The sequence below is a fragment of the Bradyrhizobium centrosematis genome (assembly GCF_045571495.1).
GTDB classification, from domain to species: Bacteria; Pseudomonadota; Alphaproteobacteria; order Rhizobiales; family Xanthobacteraceae; genus Bradyrhizobium; species Bradyrhizobium centrosematis.
In genome coordinates this window covers 6,728,340-6,746,744 of record NZ_CP120703.1, presented here as the reverse complement: position 1 = coordinate 6,746,744, position 18,405 = coordinate 6,728,340, and the positions used below count along the sequence as shown (strand labels likewise).

Annotated in this window: 19 protein-coding genes; 15 read left to right on the top strand and 4 right to left on the bottom strand. The window is 64.6% G+C overall.

Annotation, left to right across the window (positions count from 1 at the left end; genetic code table 11):
• Positions 1–109: 109 nt before the first annotated feature.
• Positions 110–547, bottom strand: a complete 438-nt coding sequence (locus P6U31_RS31815) for a hypothetical protein (RefSeq protein ID WP_407185587.1) — start codon at positions 545–547, stop codon at positions 110–112.
• A 138-nt stretch (positions 548–685) separates the two neighbouring features.
• Entirely contained in the window at positions 686–1,474 is a 789-nt protein-coding gene (locus P6U31_RS31810; RefSeq protein WP_407185586.1) for an SDR family NAD(P)-dependent oxidoreductase, read from the bottom strand.
• Between the two features lie 156 nt (positions 1,475–1,630).
• On the opposite strand from P6U31_RS31810, the gene P6U31_RS31805 reads away from it, so the two are divergent.
• The 5 genes from P6U31_RS31805 (at position 1,631) to P6U31_RS31785 (ending at position 4,453) form a co-directional block, all read left to right on the top strand.
• The gene (locus P6U31_RS31805) at positions 1,631–1,996 is read left to right on the top strand and encodes a nuclear transport factor 2 family protein (RefSeq protein ID WP_407185585.1); all 366 of its coding nucleotides are present in this window, start codon (positions 1,631–1,633) and stop codon (positions 1,994–1,996) included.
• Positions 1,997–2,104: 108 nt separating this feature from the next.
• On the top strand, positions 2,105–2,509 hold the full coding sequence (locus P6U31_RS31800) for a YciI family protein (protein WP_407185584.1): 405 nt from the start codon (positions 2,105–2,107) through the stop codon (positions 2,507–2,509).
• A gap of 27 nt (positions 2,510–2,536) precedes the next feature.
• Entirely contained in the window at positions 2,537–2,902 is a 366-nt protein-coding gene (locus P6U31_RS31795) for a hypothetical protein (protein ID WP_407185583.1), read from the top strand.
• A gap of 197 nt (positions 2,903–3,099) precedes the next feature.
• Positions 3,100–3,840 (top strand): TetR/AcrR family transcriptional regulator, encoded by a 741-nt coding sequence (locus P6U31_RS31790; protein ID WP_407185582.1) that lies wholly within the window; start codon positions 3,100–3,102, stop codon positions 3,838–3,840.
• 121 nt (positions 3,841–3,961) lie between these two features.
• Positions 3,962–4,453: a DUF2852 domain-containing protein gene (locus tag P6U31_RS31785; RefSeq protein WP_407185581.1), complete on the top strand. Its 492-nt coding sequence runs from the start codon at positions 3,962–3,964 to the stop codon at positions 4,451–4,453.
• A 178-nt stretch (positions 4,454–4,631) separates the two neighbouring features.
• On the opposite strand, the gene P6U31_RS31780 is transcribed toward P6U31_RS31785, so the two are convergent.
• Positions 4,632–5,795: an acyl-CoA desaturase gene (locus P6U31_RS31780; protein ID WP_407185580.1), complete on the bottom strand. Its 1,164-nt coding sequence runs from the start codon at positions 5,793–5,795 to the stop codon at positions 4,632–4,634.
• 317 nt (positions 5,796–6,112) lie between these two features.
• Here P6U31_RS31780 and P6U31_RS31775 point away from each other — a divergent pair, with 317 nt between their 5' ends.
• Positions 6,113–6,880 carry a serine acetyltransferase gene (locus P6U31_RS31775; protein ID WP_407185579.1) on the top strand — a complete coding sequence of 256 codons (768 nt, stop codon included), beginning with the start codon at positions 6,113–6,115 and terminating at the stop codon, positions 6,878–6,880.
• A gap of 72 nt (positions 6,881–6,952) precedes the next feature.
• Here the strand turns inward: P6U31_RS31775 and P6U31_RS31770 are convergent, their stop codons facing one another.
• Positions 6,953–7,471 carry a DUF2231 domain-containing protein gene (locus tag P6U31_RS31770; protein WP_407185578.1) on the bottom strand — a complete coding sequence of 173 codons (519 nt, stop codon included), beginning with the start codon at positions 7,469–7,471 and terminating at the stop codon, positions 6,953–6,955.
• Positions 7,472–7,865: 394 nt separating this feature from the next.
• On the opposite strand from P6U31_RS31770, the gene tolQ reads away from it, so the two are divergent.
• The 9 genes from tolQ (at position 7,866) to tilS (ending at position 18,144) form a co-directional block, all read left to right on the top strand.
• On the top strand, positions 7,866–8,582 hold the full coding sequence (gene tolQ, locus P6U31_RS31765) for a protein TolQ (protein WP_018641591.1): 717 nt from the start codon (positions 7,866–7,868) through the stop codon (positions 8,580–8,582).
• 145 nt (positions 8,583–8,727) lie between these two features.
• Entirely contained in the window at positions 8,728–9,180 is a 453-nt protein-coding gene (gene tolR / locus P6U31_RS31760; protein ID WP_025034102.1) for a protein TolR, read from the top strand.
• A gap of 4 nt (positions 9,181–9,184) precedes the next feature.
• On the top strand, positions 9,185–10,144 hold the full coding sequence (locus P6U31_RS31755) for a protein TolA (protein WP_407185577.1): 960 nt from the start codon (positions 9,185–9,187) through the stop codon (positions 10,142–10,144).
• 23 nt (positions 10,145–10,167) lie between these two features.
• On the top strand, positions 10,168–11,535 hold the full coding sequence (gene tolB / locus P6U31_RS31750) for a Tol-Pal system beta propeller repeat protein TolB (RefSeq protein ID WP_407185576.1): 1,368 nt from the start codon (positions 10,168–10,170) through the stop codon (positions 11,533–11,535).
• A gap of 239 nt (positions 11,536–11,774) precedes the next feature.
• Complete coding sequence (locus tag P6U31_RS31745) at positions 11,775–14,108, top strand: putative bifunctional diguanylate cyclase/phosphodiesterase (protein ID WP_407185575.1); 2,334 nt, start codon at positions 11,775–11,777, stop codon at positions 14,106–14,108.
• Positions 14,109–14,269: 161 nt separating this feature from the next.
• Positions 14,270–15,034 carry an N-acyl amino acid synthase FeeM domain-containing protein gene (locus tag P6U31_RS31740; RefSeq protein WP_407185574.1) on the top strand — a complete coding sequence of 255 codons (765 nt, stop codon included), beginning with the start codon at positions 14,270–14,272 and terminating at the stop codon, positions 15,032–15,034.
• Positions 15,035–15,264: 230 nt separating this feature from the next.
• Positions 15,265–15,753, top strand: coding sequence for a peptidoglycan-associated lipoprotein Pal (gene pal, locus P6U31_RS31735; protein WP_018641585.1), 489 nt, complete (start codon positions 15,265–15,267; stop codon positions 15,751–15,753).
• Between the two features lie 202 nt (positions 15,754–15,955).
• Positions 15,956–17,002 (top strand): tol-pal system protein YbgF, encoded by a 1,047-nt coding sequence (gene ybgF / locus P6U31_RS31730; protein ID WP_407185573.1) that lies wholly within the window; start codon positions 15,956–15,958, stop codon positions 17,000–17,002.
• 83 nt (positions 17,003–17,085) lie between these two features.
• Positions 17,086–18,144, top strand: coding sequence for a tRNA lysidine(34) synthetase TilS (gene tilS / locus P6U31_RS31725; protein ID WP_407185572.1), 1,059 nt, complete (start codon positions 17,086–17,088; stop codon positions 18,142–18,144).
• Positions 18,145–18,405 lie beyond the last annotated feature (261 nt).

Below are 18,405 nucleotides of genomic sequence, written 5' to 3'. Positions count from 1 at the left end.
CTGACGTATGGCCTCGGGCCAGCCAAGCCAGACGCCTTTCGAGCCCGGCGCCGTTAATGTGACGCGGCTCACAGATTGACGTCACACACTTGGCGACTGCCAAAATACATCAGCGGCAGCGCGGATAGATTGCGGCGAGATCACGGCCCTTGAGCAAGAGCAACCGCGCGGTGAGCCCGCCACGACGGCTGATCCAGTCGCGAACCGGACCGGGATAGGCGGCGAGCACTGCGACCGATGCCTCCGGCTCGGCATAGAAGCGCCCGTGCCGATCCACCGAACGGGCCGCATGGAAGCCGAGCACGGCGCGCTTGGTGACGCAGATGCGCTCCCCCGGCACGATGCTCAGCACCAGCGTGCAGGCAGACAGGCAGGGACCGTCGATCACCACGCGCTCGCCACTCTCGCGCACCTTCTCGAATAAATCGAGAAACGGCCCGACCTGCCCGCCCGGAGACTGGATGATGCGGATCTCGGCCGCGGCGGGTGTGGCGGCGAGCAGCGCGAATGCGAGCATCAGGGCATTGAGGCAGGTGATACGCCGCATGAACTCTCCTGCAACTCGGTTTCCTAAAGTGGTTCGCCGGAGGCGCAACCCACCATCTCTCTCGTCCGGCGATCACAAAGAGGTGGATCACGCCTTCGGCAAATCCACCCCGCAATTCCGTGCCTACAAATTCCGTGCCTACCCGTTGCGCCTTTGCCCGCGCAGCGTCGGCAGGCCGATACCTGCTGCATCGAAGCCGCCATCAACGGCCAAAATTTGGCCAGTGATGTAGCTCGCATTCGCCGAGCACAGGAAGTAAATCGCTTCCGCAAGCTCCTCCTCGAGGCCGTAGCGGTTGAGCGGAATGGCGTCGTGATAGTCGGCGCGGATCTCCTTGGTATGCACCTGCTTCGCCATCGCCGTGTCGACCGGCCCCGGCGCGACCGCGTTGACGCGGATGTCGAGGGAGGCGAGTTCGACCGCGAGCTGCTTGGTCAGGTGCGCGAGCCCGGCCTTGCTGGTGCCGTAGGCCGAGCGCAGCGTCGAGGCGCGCACCGCCGAGATCGAGGTGATGTTGACGATGGCGCCGCCATTGCCCTCGCGCATCAGGGGCACGGCGGCCTTGGTGCAGAGGAAGGGCCCGGTGAGGTTGACCTCGAGCACGCGGCGCCAGTCGGCGTCCGACGTCTCCATCAGCGGCGCGAACACGGCGATGCCGGCATTGTTGACGAGCGCATCCAGCCGGCCGAATCGTCGCTCGACCGCCTCGATCGCGGCGCCGACCGCCGCCGCGTCGGACACGTCACAGGTCAACGCCAGGGTCGCTTCGTCCTGGCCGATCTCGGCGACGGCGCGGCCGAGCAGCTCGCCCTCGATGTCGAGGAGCGCCACGTGCCACCCCTCGGCCAAGAACTTCTTCGCGGTGGCAAGCCCGATGCCGCGTGCGGCTCCGGTGACGAGGGCGACCTTCTGCGGGGCTGGCGGCATGGGCGAATATGTCCTGTGTTTGGGAGGCAGCGCGCGAGCGCCGATTCCTTCTACTGCGCTTTCGGTCCGGCAAGAAAGGCCCCAAGTCGACGGCGCGACGTCGGGACGGTTCTCGATGGAACGTCTTTCAGCGGATCGTTACTGAGGAGACCCGCAATGCCCGACCACCATGAGCGCCTGATCCGAGACCTCTTCGCAGCCTATCTCGCCAACGACCGGCAGCGGGTCGCCGACGCATTGGCCGACGATTTCCGCTTCACGAGCCCGTTCGACGACGATCTCGACAAGGCCAGCTATTTCGAACGCTGCTGGAGCGACAGCGGCTGGATCGCGCGCCATCACATCGAGCGGATCTTCGTCCGGGGCGAGGAGGCCTTCGTCACCTATTTCTGCTTGGCAACAGATGGCAGGAGTTTTCGTAACACGGAGTTCTTCGCCTTCGCAGGCGGCAAGGTCCGTCGCATCGACGTCTATTTCGGCGCGGCCCGGCAGGACGGTCGCTTCCTGCCGCAGCCGCGCTAGGCATCGCGAAATAATTCTCGTCCTGATGTCGGTTCCGCCAGGGCCCGTTCGTCTTGAAGGCGAGCGCGGCCAGGCGCGAGCCCGGTATGAACAACAATGAGGAGCCCCATGCGATTCATGATGCTGATGATCCCGCTCGGTTACGAGACCGCGCCGCCGGACGTTCAGCTCGACCCAGAGCGTGTCGCGGCCATGATGCGCTACAACGAGGCGCTGAAGGACGCCGGCGTGCTGATCACGCTCGACGGCCTGCATCCGCCGGCGATGGGGGCACGGGTTTCGTTTGCGACCGGAGAGCCCATTGTCACCGACGGCCCGTTCGCCGAGGCCAAGGAAGTCCTTGGCGGGTATTGGATGATCGAGGTTGCCTCGCGGGCCGAGGCGATTGCCTGGGCAAAGCAGTGCCCGGCCTCGCCGAACGAAATCATCGAGATCCGGCAGGTGCAGGAGATGGCCGACTTTCCGCCTGAGGTTCAGGCGGCCGCCGCCGGCTTTGACGACCTGAGGGCATAGCCAGAGACCTCAACAAGGGAGAGACCAATGAGCACCGAACACACATTCCTCGCCATCTACCTCGGCAGCATGAGCGGCGAGAAGATGAAAGCCTGGCACGCGATGCCCGAGGCGGAACGCAAGGCAAAGGAGCGCGAGGGCATGGCCGCCTGGCACGGCTGGGTCGAGAAGCACAAGGACGTCATCGTCGAGATCGGCGGCCCGCTCGGCAAGACCCGCCGGATCGACCGCGGCGGCATCACCGAGATCAGCAACGCGCTGACCGGCTTCACCGTGGTGCGGGCGGCCTCGCAGGAGGCGGCTGCAAGGCTGTTCGAGAACCACCCGCATTTTGCGATCTTCCCGGGCGAGGCGGTGGAGGTCATGCCCATCTTGCCGATTCCGCAGATGTAGGTTCAGGGCGGTCGTAAGTTGGCCGTCGTTCCGGGGCGATGCGAAGCATCGAACCCCGGTGCGCAATTGCGCGCCTGAGAATCTCGAAATTCCGGGTTCGGCTCTGAGCCGCCCCAGAATGACTGCGGAAAATACGGGTTAACCAATCCGCCTCGCGCTAGTGACCTTCACGTCCAGCTCATGTAAAAGTCGTTCACATGAGCTGGCGCAAGGAGCAGCGCCGCGCCGAGCGCGGCTATCACCACGGCAATCTGAAGGAAGCACTTCTGCAGGCCGCGCTCGGGCTGATCGCCGAAAAGGGCGCGGCCGGCTTCACCTTCGCCGATGCCGCACGCATGGCCGGCGTCAGCGCGGCGGCGCCCTATCGGCATTTCCGCGACCGCGACGAGCTGCTGTCCTCGATCGCCCAGCGCGGCTTCGAGCAGTTCGAGGCGCGCCTGACCGCAGCCTGGGACGACGGGCGGCCCGACACCGTCACCGCGTTCGAGCGCGTCGGCAAGGCCTATCTCGCCTTCGCCCGCGAGGAGCCCGCCTTTTACAATGCGATGTTCGAGTCCGGGCTGCCGGTCGATGCCAATCCGGCGCTGCTGGCCGCCAGCGAGCGCGCTTTCAACATCATTCGCGCCGCGGCCGAGCGGCTTGCGGCGCTAGCACCGCCCGGCATGCCGCGACCGCCGGCGATGATGATGGCGTTGCACATCTGGTCGATGGCGCACGGCGTCGCCTCGCTGTTCTCGCGTGGGGACGCTGCGCGACGAAAACTGCCGATGTCGCCGGACGAGTTGCTCGAGGCCGAGGTCCTGATCTATCTGCGCGGCCTCGGCTTCCCGACCGACCGCCGTCCTGCAGCGAAGGGCGCGGAGCCGCCGCCGGTGCCACCGGAGGATTCCTCCGGTTCGGGGCCGCCGCCCGCCAGCCCTTGGGGCAAGCCGAAATAAAATTGCGCAAAGAATCACGCGGGCGTGTCTTGCCGCCAGCTTGACAAAATCGCGGGATGGTCTAGCTATGTAAATGTTATTTACATTCACAACGGCGCTGGTGCCGTGATGGAGATGGGAAATGGCCTACACCGCTGACGTTAATCGCTGGCGCGGCCCTTCGGACCAATACCAACAGTACGAGCGTCCCCGCATGCTCGATACGCCCTGGCATCCCGGCTGGATCGCCGTGACCATTCTCGGCTTCATCATCTGGTGGCCGATCGGACTTGCCCTTCTCTTTTTCACACTCGGGAGCAGAAGAATGTCGTGCTGGAGCCACCAGGATCGCTGGCAGAACAAGATGGAGAGGATGCAGTACAAGATGGATCGCATGCGCGACCGCATGGAGCGCCGCGGCTTCGGCTTTGGTTTCGGCCCGCCGTCCTCCGGCAATCGCGCCTTCGACGAATATCGCGCCGAGACCCTGCAGCGGCTCGAGGAGGAGCAGCGCGAGTTCAAGGATTTCCTGACCCGTCTGCGTCACGCCAAGGACAAGGAAGAGTTCGACCAGTTCATGGCGCAGCACCGCACGCGACCGCCCCCCCCGCCGACCGACCAGCCGCAAGGCTGAGCTGCAAAGGCTGACCTACGACGGCTGATTCAAGGCCGGCCTCTCAAAGCCTTCAGGCGCATGCCCCCAAAGTCCTGATGGCCCGAGCCGCCCGTCTGCGCAACCCGCAGGCGGGCGGTTTGGTCTTGGAAGGTGCTCATGCCGGGCCATCGTCCAAGCCCCGCGGGCCCTCAAAGGATCAGCGCACGGCGACGAGTTGGGCGCGAACCGAGGAGAGGAACTGCTCGTAGGCGTGGTCCACGATCTCGTTGAGCGATCGCGTTCGCGCGAACATCGCCTTGGCTTCGGCCAGAAATTCCTCGCGGGTCGGAATCTTCGGCAGATGCAGATGCGTCAGCGCGTCGACGCCGTCATGGGCGCGATCGAGAATGTCCTGCAGCGTCGGCAGTTGCAGGTGGGGCAGATCCGCGCGGTGCAGCGCCGACGAGATCGCGTGTGCCAGGGCGTGGGCATCGAACCGTCCGGCGAGTTCGCGGGCTGCCCGGTTGATCACGCGCGCGCCGAGCGGCTGCTCGTTGCGCAGCACCTGTTCGGGCGGCGCCTTCATATTCCAGACGATTCCGAACCAGGACAACATCGTGAGGACGTAATAGGTGACGTCGATCTCCCACCAGCGAAAGCCCTGCCGCACGCTGCTCTGGTAGGCGTGGTGATTGTTGTGCCAGCCTTCGCCGAGGGTGAGCAGCGCCAGCAGCCAATTGTTGCGGGAATCATCGCCGGTCACGTAGCGCTTGCGACCATGCACATGGGCAAGCGAATTGATGCAGAAGGTCGCGTGATAGAGCAGCACCGTGCTCCACAGGAAGCCGACGACCAGGCCCGACCAGCCCGCAACCAGGAAGCAGAGCGCGGCAAGCACGACGGCCGGCAGCAGTTCGAGCCGATGCAGCCACATCAGCTCCGGATGGATCGCGAGATCGCCGACCTTCACGAGGTCGGTCGTGTCATGCTGGCGATAGAAGATCCAGCCGACATGGCTGTACAGGAAGCCGCGGTGGCGCGGCGAATGCACGTCGGTCTCGGTGTCGGAATGCAGATGATGGTGCCGATGCTTCGCCGCCCACCACAGCACGCTCTTCTGCGCGCTGCTTTGTGCGAGGCACGCCAGGATGAACTGAAACACCCTGCTGGTCGCAAACGCCCGATGCGAGAAGTAGCGGTGGTAGCCGGCGCCGATGCCGAACATCCGCGCGATGTACAGCGAGACGCAGATCCCGACCGCCTGCCACGTCACGCCTGACCAGATCGCCGCGACGCAGCCGAGATGGACCAGCAGGAACGGCACGGCGGATGGATACATGATGTCGTCGTGGTGGTCGTCGGCGGGCGCGGTGGGCGACATGTCTTGGCTTAACCTCAAGTAACGGGGATCCGGGATTCGCGGCTGCAAGCCTCGAAGGTCGCCGGGTACGAAAAACCCGCGGATGGCGGACCACCGCGGGGCTGGAGCGCGCTGCTTTGCATGGACATCCCGGCCAAAGCAGCGTCGGCCGAAAACTCGGTGGACTATATGGTCGCCGATATCCGGCCACGCAAGCTCGTAACCTCACGGGGAGCTGCGGCTGTCGGCTCGGGACGCGCGGCTCGTGGCGTGGCGTGCGGGTTGCCGACCGTCTATATTCGAGACACGAAGCAGGCACCAGAGCACCGGAGGCGGCGATGACGGCAGCTGTAACCGCGACGAACGCTGCCCTCTGGCAGACGATACGCGACGAGGCGCAGCGCGCGGTTGCCTCCGATCCCGTCTTCGGCGCGTCGCTTGCCGAGGCCATCCTCGTGCATGAGGGTCTTGCGGCTGCTCTCGCCGATCTGATCGGGCGCAGGCTTGGCGGCAATGCCGCCGAGCAGGCGCGCTTCGCGGCGTTTTGCCGCGATGCTTTTCGCCGTTCGCCGGAACTGCTCGACGCGGCCGGTCGCGACTTGCAGGCCATCGTGCGCAGCGATCCCGCCAGCGCCGGCCTGTTGGCGCCGCTGCTGCATTTCAAAGGCTATGTCGCGCTGCAGGCCTGGCGCGTCTCGAACTGGCTCTGGCATCACGAACATCGCGATGCTGCGCTGCTGTTTCAGAACCAGGCCTCGAACGTCCTGCAGGTCAGCATCCATCCGGCGGCCAGCATCGGCGCCGCGGTCTATCTCGACCATGCCACGGGCATCGTGATCGGCGCCAATGTCGTGATCGGTGACGAGGTCACCGTCCTTCAGAATGTCGGCATCGGCCGCAGCAATGAGCTGCCGGCGCGCTCGCCGCGCATCGGCCGCGGTGTCTTCATCGGCGCCGGCGCGACTGTCGTGGGCGATATCCGGATAGGCGACTTCGCCAGGATCGGCGCGGACTCGGTCGTGACCTCCGACGTTCCCGACGGCTGCACCGCGGTCGGAAATCCCGCGCGGTTGACCAACTGCCCCGAGTCCGCGTCGGCGGCTTGAGGCGCGATCAGGTCATGAGATGCGGCGGCGGGGCGGGCCGGGCAGGTCCAGCCCCGACTATCTGCCGTTGTCTCAGGCGGCGCGGCGGCGGCTCTCGCCGCCATGCTGCGGCGTCACCGGCTCCGAGCTGGTCTGACCCGGCGCATCCAGCACCGCGACGTGGTGACGGTAGACCATCTCCCAGCCCTTCCATCCCGTGAACAGCAGGATGCCGACCACGATCAGGGAGAGCGCAACGCCCCACGGCTTGATCGCGGCCTCCGTGCCTTGCGCGTAGCGCAGGTAGAAATTGATCAGGGCCAGCACGACCGCGGCGAGATTGCCGACCATATGGTACCAGGCATCGTTGAGGCGGCGGATGCGGGGCTCGCTGAAGAAGTCGGTAAAGCCGGCTGCGGCCGCGACGAGCGCCATGACGATGCCGGCGCCGATCAGCCACATCGCGGCTCTGGCCCAGAAATTGTCGCCGGTTCCAATGAAGGCCAGGTCGGCAATCGGCGCGCCGACCAGACAGGCGACGGGGAACGGGATCAGCATGGGGTGGAGCGGGTGATCGCCGATCACGGCGGTCGTCTTCGGGTTGATGGTCATGACGAGACCTCGCAAAAAGTGATTTTCGGGACAATTTTTCGGGCGAGGGGTGGTTCCTCCGGGACCTTTCCCCGCAACCGCCTGCGCCGGCTGCGTTTCCTGCAGCCAAATTGACCCCTGGTAACCCCGCATTAACCAACGCCGGGCTCTGGTAGCGGTGGACAATCGCGCCCAAAGCCTCAAGCCAGGCCCGTCAAGGCCCGGGGCCAAAAGGCCCATAGTTTTGACATCTTGGCAGGGAATGCAGACGGCCGGCTTTGGACGAGCCCTGCACCCCAGAATGACAAGGCTTTGAGCGGGCTTGCCGGCCGCGCCGGTCTAGCGCGGCCATTGGGAACCGGCAGCCATTTGCTGGCCGGCATCGGGTAACGATCGCCTTGAGAGGATACTGCTTATGAATCCGGCCGACGTGGCTCAGTCAGCCCTTCCGGTTGCCGCTTCCGCGGACGTGTCGCTGATCGCGCTGTTCTGGCAGGCTCACTGGATCGTGAAAGCTGTGATGCTGGGACTTTTGTCCTGCTCGGTCTGGGTCTGGGCGATCGCCATCGACAAGATCTTCCTGTTTGCCCGCACCCGCCGCTCGATGGACCGTTTCGAGCAGGCGTTCTGGTCCGGCGAGTCGATCGAGGAGCTCTACCGCACCCTCTCGGCCAAGCCGACTCATTCCATGGCGGCCTGCTTTGTGGCGGCGATGCGCGAATGGAAGCGCTCGTTCGAGAGCCATGCCCGCTCGGTCGCGGGCCTGCAGATGCGCATCGATAAAGTCATGAACGTCTCGATTGCCCGCGAGGTCGAGCGCCTGGAGCGCCGCTTGCTGGTGCTGGCCACCGTCGGCTCCGCGGGCCCCTTCGTCGGCCTGTTCGGCACGGTTTGGGGCATCATGTCGAGCTTCCAGTCGATCGCCGCGTCGAAAAATACCTCTCTGGCGGTGGTGGCGCCGGGCATCGCGGAGGCGCTGTTTGCGACCGCGGTCGGCCTTATCGCCGCCATTCCTGCCACTATTTTCTACAATAAGTTCACCTCCGAGGTGAACCGGCAGGCCCAGCGGCTCGAAGGCTTCGCTGATGAATTTTCCGCCATCCTGTCGCGTCAGATCGACGAGCGGGGCTGATGGACGGCATGTATGAAGCGTTTTCGAGCGAAGTGGATACCGGTTCGCGTAAAGAAAACGCGTCAAAACAAGGATACAGAGGCTTGCTCCGATTCCATCGGAACGGAAAGGTCTTTAGTGTGAAGGGCAATTTGGGCACGCGATCATGGCGATGAACGTTGCGAGTTCGTCCGGCGGCGGCGGGCGCCGTGGCCGGCGCAAGCCGGTCGTGGCCGAGATCAACGTCACGCCGATGGTCGACGTGATGTTGGTGCTGCTCATCATCTTCATGGTGTCGGCGCCGATGCTGACGGTCGGCGTGCCGCTCGATCTGCCGCAGACCCAGGCCAAGAGCCTCGAGAACAACGACCAGAAGCCGATTCAGATGTCGGTCGACATCAAGGGCAAGGTGTTCATCAATGACACCGAGATCGCGCTGAATGAGCTGATCCCGAAGCTGAAGGCGATCACCGATGCGCGCGGCGGGCTCGAGGAGCGCATCTATCTGCGCGCCGACAAGAAGGCAGATTACGGCACCGTGGCCAAGGTGATGGGCCAGCTCTCCGGCGCCGGATTCAAGAAGCTGGCGCTCGTCACGGAAGCGGATCAGGGGTCCTAAGCCGGTGAAGGTGAAGGTCGACAAGACACTCGTTGCGTCGATTGCCCTCCATGTCCTCGTGCTGGGATGGGGGCTCGTCACCTTTAGCAGCAAGGCCTACGTCGCGCCGGAGGAGTCGCTCCCGGTCGACATCATCTCTACCGATCAGCTCGCCAAGATGATGGCGGGCCAGAAGATCGGCAAGAAGGAAGAGCCGAAGCCCAAGGTCGAGAAGATCGCGGAACCGAAGCCCGAGGAAGACGCTGTCGGCAAGGTCACCGAGAAGAAAGAGCTGATCAAGACCAACTCGCAGCCGGAGCCGCCGCCGAAGCCGGTCGAGAAGCCGGTGGAGAAAAAGCCCGAGCCGCCGAAGCCTGTTGCCGAGGCGAAGCCGAAGGAAGAGCCGAAGCCGCAGGAAAAGAAGCCTGATCCGGCCAAGGAAGATCCGCTCGCTGAACTCATGAAGAAGCAGGAGACCAAGAAGCCGCCGCCCAAGCCCGTGGAGCAGAAGGTCGCGGCGGTGCAGCCGCAGCAGCAACCCAAGCCCAAGGAGCGCACGTTCGATCCCGCGCAGATCCAGCGCGACCTCGACAAGCGTGCCGCGACCCGGCACGAGCTCGCAGGGTCGGCGCTGAATGCGTCGGCGTCGCTGGGAGCGGCCACCGGCACTGCCGCCAATAACGTTGCGACCTGGCGCGGTGCATTCCAGGGTGCGGTCAAACGCTGCTTCACGCCGACCTATAACGGGCAGGACGCCGATCAATACGAAGCCGACATCGACATCCCCATGAAGATCGACGGATCGCTGGCGTCCGAGCCGATCGTGGTCGCGGTGAGGGGACCGTCGCGCTCGATTGCCCAGGCGGTGGCTGAGAGCGCCAAGCGCGCCATCGTGCAGTGTCAGGTCTATTCGTTCATGCCGAAGCAGCAATACGAGAGCTGGAAGCTCATCCCGATGACTTTCGGCCTGAAAGACATGTTGTGACATCCGAACAAAAGAATTTTGCAATGAATGACGCTCGATCGATCAACCGCCGCCGCTTCATGACCCTGACCGGCTCGACGCTCGCGATGCTCGGGGGCGGGCGCGCTTTTGGCCAGGCCCCGCAGGGGCGCCTTCGCATCGATCCCACCGAATTCCAGCCGATTCCGATCGCGATCAGCAACTTCGTGCCGGGCTCGCCGTCCGACGGCGATGTCGGCAACGGCGTCACGCAGGTCATCACCAACAATCTCAAACGTTCGGGCCTGTTCGCCCCGATCGACCAAGCCGCCTTCATCGAGCGCATCAGCAACATTGACGTCGCGCCGCAATTCCAGAACTGGAAGACCCTCAACGCGCAGGCCCTGGTCACCGGCCGCATGACGCGGCAGCCGGACGGAAGGCTCAAGGCCGAATTCCGCCTGTGGGACGTCATCTCCGGCCAACAGCTCGCGGGCCAGCAATATTTCACCTCGCCGGAATATTGGCGCCGCATCGCTCACATCATCTCCGACCAGATCTACGAGCGCATGACCGGCGAAAAGGGCTATTTCGACAGTCGCGTCGTGTTCGTCGACGAAAGCGGTCCGAAGGAGCGTCGCGTCAAGCGGCTCGCGATGATGGACCAGGACGGCGCCAATGTGCGCTATTTGACCCGCGGCTCCGATCTCGTGCTGACGCCGCGCTTCTCGCCGAACTCGCAAGAGATCACCTACATGGAGTTCGGCCAGGGCGATCCGAAGGTCTATCTCTTCAACATCGAGACCGGCCAGCGCGAGATCGTCGGCAACTTCCCCGGCATGACCTTTGCCCCGCGCTTCTCGCCGGACGGCCAGCGCGTCATCATGAGCCTGCAGCAGGGCGGCAACTCCAACCTGTTCGTGATGGACCTGCGGTCGCGCTCGACCACGCGCCTCACCGACACGCCGGCGATCGACACCTCGCCATCCTACTCGCCGGACGGCACCCGCATCTGCTTCGAGTCCGATCGTGGCGGCCGGTCGCAGATCTACGTGATGGCGGCGGGCGGAGGCCAGGCGCAGCGTATCTCCTTCTCCAAGGACGACACCAATGCCAGCTATTCGACGCCGGTGTGGTCGCCGAAGGGCGATTACATCGCGTTCACCAGGCAAGGCGGCGGGCAGTTCTCGATCGGCGTCATGAAGCCTGATGGTTCCGGCGAGCGGCTGCTGACCTCCGGCTTCCACAACGAGGGCCCGACCTTCTCGCCGAACGGTCGCGTGCTGATGTTCTTCCGCGATCCCGGCGGCAATAGTGGACCTTCGCTGTACAGCGTCGACATCTCCGGTCGGAACGAGCTCAAGGTGCCGACACCGGGCTTCGCCTCCGACCCGGCCTGGTCGCCGCTGTTGTCGTCAACGGCGGGCCAGTAGATCGATCCCGCGTTCACAACGAGCATCTTGTCGAAAACAAGCGCTGATTTTTCGTAGTTCTGTGCGCAGCAAGCTTTCCTTCACCTTGCGCTCGGCAGGCTTTTCCTAGTTGCTTGATATCTCAGCGGAAACGGTTTCGCTATTGCCGAAAAACAACCTGACTTTAACGATGTTCCCTCAGAAAGGGTTCATCTGGTCTGGGTAAAAGTACGCGCAGACAGGACGCGTGCGGCCCGAAAATGCAACTTGCAACTCAAAGCAGACAGCCCGATCGGTGGCCGACGTCATCTACGATTTCGGCGGCGCTGCTCGATTCCTTGTTTGAGGCACCTGGTCCGCTGCTCGCCGGTCTGGCCTTCGCGGTCATCGCGGCGTCCTTGACCGCGCTGAAGACGGAAAGCAATGTCATCTGGGGCTGTGTGGGGCTGCTTGTCCTCACCGGAGTTCTCCGGGCCTTTGGGCTACGCCGCTATCAGAAACGCAAAGCTCCGCTGACCGTCGACGAAGCTGCAAGCTGGCAGAGGTGGTCACAGCTCGGGACAACGATCCAGGCCGCTGCGATCGGAATCTGGTGCTCCGCAACGCTCTTGTGGACTGACGACGCGGTGGCTCACATGATCGCCCTGTCGGTCACCACCGGGCTCGCTGCGGGCGGCGCGGGCAGGGCCTACGGCCGGCAGTGGGCCTTTCAGCTTCAGGTGTCGCTGATCTTCGGTCCGACCGTCATCGCGCTGGCCTTGCGCGGCACGCCTTATTACGTAGCCATGTCTGTCGTGAGCGCGGTCTTTCTCGTGACTCTGGTGAAGCTCTCGGCCAATCTGCACAGAATTTTCATGCAGGCGGTCATAGCGCGGGAGCGCGAAGCGGCGCTTGCTGGTCAGTTCGATACCGCACTGAACAACATGCCGCACGGGCTGTGCATGTTCCGCGCCGATGGACGGCTGGCGGTCATGAACCATCGCTTCGTCGAGCTGATGGAGCTGGCCAACGATCTGGTGAAGCGCGGCGTTAACGCGGCCGAGATCGTGTCGGCCTGTGTGTCCGCCGGCTCGATCTCGGCGGAGAGCGGCAACCAGATCATGGCCAAGATCGCGCATGCGCGGGTTTGCGAGATCGTCACCGCCGATCCCGATTCCTCGCGCGGCCGCACGTTGTCCTGGACGTTCCAGCCGATGACCGGCGGCGGCACGGTGCTGCTGCTGGAAGACATCACCGAACGCACCAATGCGGAAGCCCGGATCAGCCATCTCGCCCGCTATGACGAGCTCACGGCGCTGCCGAACCGCGTCAGCTTCCACGACGAGATCGTGCGGCTGCTGGCGAATTCGCATCATTCCGAGCGCCTCTCTGCCTTGCTCTTCATCGACCTCGACCAGTTCAAGCAGGTCAACGACACGCTCGGTCATCCCTGCGGCGACCAGCTGCTGTGCGCGGTCGCCAACCGCCTGCGCGAGATGCTGCGCCCCGAGGATTTCGTCGCCCGCTTCGGCGGCGACGAATTCGTCGTGTTTCAGCAGAACATCTCTTCGCCCGAGGACGCCGCCGCGCTCGCCCGCCGCATCGTCGAGCGGCTGAGCGAGCGCTACCGCATCGACAATCACCTGGTCGAGATCGGCGCCAGCGTCGGCATTGCGCTGACCTCGCCGGAGGGATCCAGTGCCGATACGCTGCTCAAGAACGCCGACATGGCGCTGTATCGTGCCAAGGCGGACGGCCGCGGCACCTTCTGCTTCTTCCGCGACGAGATGGCGGCGACCGTCGAGGCGCGCCGCATTCTCGAGCTCGATCTGCGCAAGGCGCTCGCCAACGAGGAGTTCGAGCTGTTCTATCAGCCGCTGGTCAATCTGAAGTCCGGCAAGATCACCACCTGCGAGGCGCTGCTGCGCTGGAATCATCCGGTGCGCGGCACGGTTTCGCCGGTCGACATCATTCCGGTCGCCGAGGACATGGGCCTGATCGTCGATCTCGGCCGCTGGATCCTGCGCCGTGCCTGCATGGAATGCATGAAGTGGCCGGAGGGCGTCAGCGTCGCCGTCAATTTCTCGCCGCAGCAATTCCACCAGCGCGACGTGCTCAGCGAAATCCGTTACGCGCTCGAAGTGTCGGGCCTGCCGGCGCACCGGCTCGAGATCGAGATCACCGAATCCTCGCTGCTGCGCAACACTCAGCTCACGCACGACGTTCTGTCGCAGCTTCATGCGCTCGGGGTGCGCATTTCGCTGGACGACTTCGGTACCGGCTATTCCAGCCTCAGCTATCTGCATAATTTTCCGATGCAGAAGGTGAAGATCGATCGCTCCTTCCTCGAGGGCATCGATACGGATCGGCCGCTGACGCTGTTGCGCGGGGTGGCGCGGCTCGCCGCCGATCTCGGCATGTCGGTCGTGGTTGAGGGCATCGAGAGCAACGAGCAGCTCGAGCTGATCAGCGCGGACGGTACGATCAGCGAAGGGCAGGGCTATTTGTTCAGCCGGCCGGTGCCGGCGGTGCGGGTGCGCCAGCTTCTCAACGCCTCGCATGGCCGCCGCATGGATGAGCCGCTCGTCGCGATTTCCTCGCGCTCCTTCGCCTGAGATCCCGATTCTCTTAAATCTCGCGTCGTTTCAATTCGTTGCAGCCCTTCCGTAGTCGTACGGGGAGTTAACCCTAACCAATTCAATCCTTTGCAATCCTGTTAAGGAGTCATTAATCTTTCCAAACTCGCGGAAGTTGTTCATCGTGTTTGGAGTATCAGATGGAATCCCGGGCCGAGCCGCGCGCCCCGCTTTCGATGCGGGGGGCAGGGATTTTCGACAGAATCGATTACCGGCTCATCGAAAGTCCGGAAGACAGGGACCGCATCTGTGCGCTGCGCTACAGAGGCTATCTGTACGGCGGATTGATCTCCGAATCGGAGTCTCAGCGCGTCACGGATCCTTATGACGATGCGCCCAACGCTTGGACCTTTGGGGTCTATGTCGACGGGGAACTCTGCAGCTCTCTTCGTCTCCACGTCCTGACGTCGGAATGGCGAATGTCCCATACCAGTGACCTGTTCAGCGATGTGCTTTACCCGCGCCTCGATCGGGGCGAGATTTTCGTTGATCCATGTCGTTTCGTTGCTGACCCCGAGAAGGCCAAGAAGTTTCCGGAGCTCCCCTATCTGACGCTACGGCTCGCTTATCTGGCCTGCGAGTATTTCAAGGCCGATACGGGGCTTGCGGCGGTTCGCGCCGAACATCAGGCGTTCTACCGTCGGGTCTTTCTGCACCAACCCATCACCGAGCCGCGTGCGGCTCCGAACCTGCACATCAACGTCGCATTGATGACGTCTGATTTCCGCAGCCTGCGCGAGCGCGTCCTGACCCGCTTCCCCATCATGCGCTCGAGCGCGTTCGAGCGGCGGATGCTGTTCGAGCGTGGCAATGTCCGCGCCGCCGCCCCGCGCCCGGTGCTCGTGGCAGGCACCGCGCGGGCCTCACGTGCGGCGGCTCTTCCAGGCCTCCTTCCATCCACCTGATGGAAAGAGGCCAAAATTCAGGCAGAACCCGCCGTTTTTGCCGGTCACCCTGGCTTGCCTTCACCCTCGCGCCACATTTACAACCCATTAACCATGATGGGTGCTTTTCGCTGGTTGGGGGCATTTGATCGGCTGGGGCAAGGTTCCGTCAAGGTTGACGGAACGTTCGCTTAACCAACCCCCTGTAGACCGGACAGCAGTGGACTAAACGTGAGCGTGGAGGCTCCGGAATGAAACATCCTATGCGTATCCTCCAGGGATTGAAGCTGGCCGCGGTGCTCGCCGTCGCACTGTCGATGGGCGCCTGCGCCAACAAGAATGCTGCGACGGATGCGATGGCCAATGCGGCGACGCCGGGCAGCCAGCAGGACTTCGTGGTTAACGTCGGCGACCGCGTGTTCTTCGAAAGCGACCAGACCGATCTGACCCCGCAGGCGATCGTGACCCTGGAGAAGCAGGCGCAGTGGCTCCAGACCTATCCGCGCTACTCCTTCACCATCGAAGGTCATGCCGACGAACGCGGCACCCGCGAATACAACATCGCGCTTGGCGCCCGCAGAGCCCAGTCGGTTCGCTCGTTCCTCGCCTCGCGCGGCATCGATCCGAACCGCATGCGCACCATCTCCTACGGCAAGGAGCGGCCGGTCGCCGTCTGTAACGACATCTCCTGCTGGTCGCAGAACCGTCGCGCCGTCACCGTGCTGAACGCGAGCTCCTGACGCCGAGTTGCTGACGTCCAGTCAGGCGCCGTTCATCTTCAGAAACCGATTATGCCGGCGCCCTCTCGGGCGCCGGTTTCGTTTCAGCAATCCGTGACTGAAAACCCCGTGGTGCCAGTCACAGTTTTGGCGTACTCCCCTTCAATGTGTGGCGCGTCGCATGTTCCGTCGCAGGCCATTTCGCTTTCGTCGTCAGGGCAAGATGTCATCCAGATTTAAGGTCTTTACCGGCACCGTGGCGACCGCCGCGCTGCTCGCTTTGGGCTCGCCCGCACTTGCGCAGTCGATCCTTGCGCAGTCGGATGATGCCGATCCCGAGATGCGGATCGAGCGGCTGGAGAACCAGCTGCGCCAGCTCACCGGCCAGAACGAAGAGCTGCAGTACCGCAACCGCCAGCTCGAAGAGCGGCTGCGGGCGCTCGAGGGCGGCGGGCAGGGCGCGCCCGGACAGGCACCGGTCCAGCCCAATGTCGCCGCCGTTCCGCCCGCGCAAGTCGCGCCGGCCTATCGGCAGCAGCAACCGGCCCAGCCGAATTACGAGCAACCGCAGATCGCAGCTCCCGCTCCGATCGTTCAGGAGCAGCCGGCACCGGGCGCACCCGGCAGGAGTCGCCGCGGCGATGCGTTCGATCCGAACCAGAATCCGAATGCGCCCGGCGCGCCGCGCGCGCTCGGCGGCGGGCCGCAGCCGATGCCGGCCGCACCCGGCGGCCGCGGCGCCGGCGAGCCGCTCGATCTCGCCAACACCAGCCCGCGCTATCAGCCGCAGGCCGCGCCCCCGGCGGCGCAGCCGGGCTATCCGCCGGCGCAACAGGGCTATCCGGCGCCTTCCGGCGGCGCTGGCTTGAGCACCCTGCCGCCCTCGGCAACACCGCGCGACGAGTTCGATCTCGGCATCGGCTACATGCAGCGCAAGGACTATGCGCTGGCCGAGCAGACCATGAAGAATTTTTCGCAGAAATTTCCGAATGATCCGCTCGTCGGAGACGCGCAATACTGGCTCGGCGAGAGTTACTTCCAGCGCCAGCAATATCGCGACTCCGCGGAAGCCTTCCTCGCCGTCACCACCAAATACGAGAAATCGGCCAAGGCGCCGGATGCGCTGCTGCGGCTTGGCCAGTCACTCGCCGCCCTGAAAGAGAAGGAAGCCGCCTGCGCCGCCTTCGGCGAGGTCGGCCGCAAATATCCGCGCGCCTCCGCCGGCGTCAAAGCCGCGGTCGACCGCGAGCAGAAGCGGGTGAAGTGCTGATCCACCCGCGCTGAGCGCTGACAAAGCGGGCGGCGCTGCGCTAGATTGCGCCCGCCATTCGCTGGCAGTTGCTGGGCGGCGTCATGTCAGACGATGACAATTCTCCGATCTCGACACGTGAGGCGAGGCGGCTCTTCGCCGGCCTGAAAGCTGCGCCGGCGTTGGTGCTCGCCGTTTCCGGCGGGCCCGACTCGCTCGCGCTGATGTGGCTTATGGCCCGCTGGCAGCGCAGTCTCGTGCGCGGCCCGCGTCTCACCGTGGTCACGATCGATCATGGCCTGCGGCAGGAGGCGGCGCGCGAGGCGCGCGAGGTCAAGCGGCTCGCCGCCGAGCTCGGATTGCCGCACCGGACGCTGCGCTGGCGCGGCGCAAAGCCGAGGACGGGGCTGCCGGCGGCCGCGCGCGAGGCCCGCTACCGCCTGCTCGCGCAGGCCGCGCGCGCCGTCGGCGCGAGCCATGTGCTGACTGCGCATACCCGCGACGATCAGGCCGAGACCCTGTTGATGCGGCTGTTGCGCGGCAGCGGGCTTGCCGGTCTGTCGGCAATGGCCTCCCTTAGCGAGCGCGACGGGATCGTGCTGGCGCGCCCGCTGCTCGACGTCCCGAAATCGCAGCTGATCGCGACGCTCAAGCGGGCCAAGATCGGCTTTGCCGACGACCCCACCAACCGCGACACCGCCTTCACCCGGCCGCGGCTGCGCGCGCTGCTGCCGCTCCTCGCGGCCGAGGGCGGCGATAGCAGGAATCTGGCGAGGCTCGCGACCAGGCTGGCGCGGGCCAATGCGGCGGTTGAGGTGCTGGCCGACGGCGCCGAGCGCTTCCTCCGTTTGCGGGATCGCGGCGATGCGTCGCAGGCGGGCGTTCGAAGCTTCGAGGCTGCGACCTTTGCCGGCCTGCCGGACGAGGTCCGGCTGCGGCTCCTCCTGCGGGCCATCAACGCGCTCGGGCATGAAGGACCGGCGGAACTCGGCAAGGTGGAATCGCTCCTGGCGGCGCTCGATCAGGCCATCGCCGCACGTCCCGGCGCAGCCGCAAATGGCCGGCCGGCCTTGAAGCAGACCCTGGCGGGAGCCTTGATCAGCCTCGCCGGCGGGCGTATCCAGATTGCTCCGGCGCCGGTCCGGCGCCGCAAGGGCGGATAGGCGTCGACGAGGGCGGATCATGACACCGGCCATTTCGTCCCCGCGCCGTCAGGACACCTTAACCAGGCAGCAAAAACCCCGCTTCGGGCGCCATTATTTCAGCGGGAATCGCTCTAAGATGGGCTAAATAGTCCCATCTCGTTCCCTTGGCAGCGACCGGGGCGGCACCTAAATTGTATGCGTCTAACCGAGAGGATTCCTTGGGGATTTTCTCTTCTCTGCCCAAGGATGCGGCCGCGATCCGCGCGACCACGAAGGAAG

Bases quoted from the DNA above. Each gene is read 5' to 3' on its own strand.
- P6U31_RS31815 (WP_407185587.1), bottom strand. From the start codon at position 547: ATGCGGCGTATCACCTGCCTCAATGCCCTGATGCTCGCATTCGCGCTG.
- P6U31_RS31810 (WP_407185586.1), bottom strand. From the start codon at position 1,474: ATGCCGCCAGCCCCGCAGAAGGTCGCCCTCGTCACCGGAGCCGCACGC.
- P6U31_RS31805 (WP_407185585.1), top strand. From the start codon at position 1,631: ATGCCCGACCACCATGAGCGCCTGATCCGAGACCTCTTCGCAGCCTAT.
- P6U31_RS31800 (WP_407185584.1), top strand. From the start codon at position 2,105: ATGCGATTCATGATGCTGATGATCCCGCTCGGTTACGAGACCGCGCCG.
- P6U31_RS31795 (WP_407185583.1), top strand. From the start codon at position 2,537: ATGAGCACCGAACACACATTCCTCGCCATCTACCTCGGCAGCATGAGC.
- P6U31_RS31790 (WP_407185582.1), top strand. From the start codon at position 3,100: ATGAGCTGGCGCAAGGAGCAGCGCCGCGCCGAGCGCGGCTATCACCAC.
- P6U31_RS31785 (WP_407185581.1), top strand. From the start codon at position 3,962: ATGGCCTACACCGCTGACGTTAATCGCTGGCGCGGCCCTTCGGACCAA.
- P6U31_RS31780 (WP_407185580.1), bottom strand. From the start codon at position 5,795: ATGTCGCCCACCGCGCCCGCCGACGACCACCACGACGACATCATGTAT.
- P6U31_RS31775 (WP_407185579.1), top strand. From the start codon at position 6,113: ATGACGGCAGCTGTAACCGCGACGAACGCTGCCCTCTGGCAGACGATA.
- P6U31_RS31770 (WP_407185578.1), bottom strand. From the start codon at position 7,471: ATGACCATCAACCCGAAGACGACCGCCGTGATCGGCGATCACCCGCTC.
- tolQ (WP_018641591.1), top strand. From the start codon at position 7,866: ATGAATCCGGCCGACGTGGCTCAGTCAGCCCTTCCGGTTGCCGCTTCC.
- tolR (WP_025034102.1), top strand. From the start codon at position 8,728: ATGGCGATGAACGTTGCGAGTTCGTCCGGCGGCGGCGGGCGCCGTGGC.
- tolB (WP_407185576.1), top strand. From the start codon at position 10,168: ATGAATGACGCTCGATCGATCAACCGCCGCCGCTTCATGACCCTGACC.
- P6U31_RS31745 (WP_407185575.1), top strand. From the start codon at position 11,775: ATGCAACTTGCAACTCAAAGCAGACAGCCCGATCGGTGGCCGACGTCA.
- P6U31_RS31740 (WP_407185574.1), top strand. From the start codon at position 14,270: ATGGAATCCCGGGCCGAGCCGCGCGCCCCGCTTTCGATGCGGGGGGCA.
- pal (WP_018641585.1), top strand. From the start codon at position 15,265: ATGAAACATCCTATGCGTATCCTCCAGGGATTGAAGCTGGCCGCGGTG.
- ybgF (WP_407185573.1), top strand. From the start codon at position 15,956: ATGTCATCCAGATTTAAGGTCTTTACCGGCACCGTGGCGACCGCCGCG.
- tilS (WP_407185572.1), top strand. From the start codon at position 17,086: ATGTCAGACGATGACAATTCTCCGATCTCGACACGTGAGGCGAGGCGG.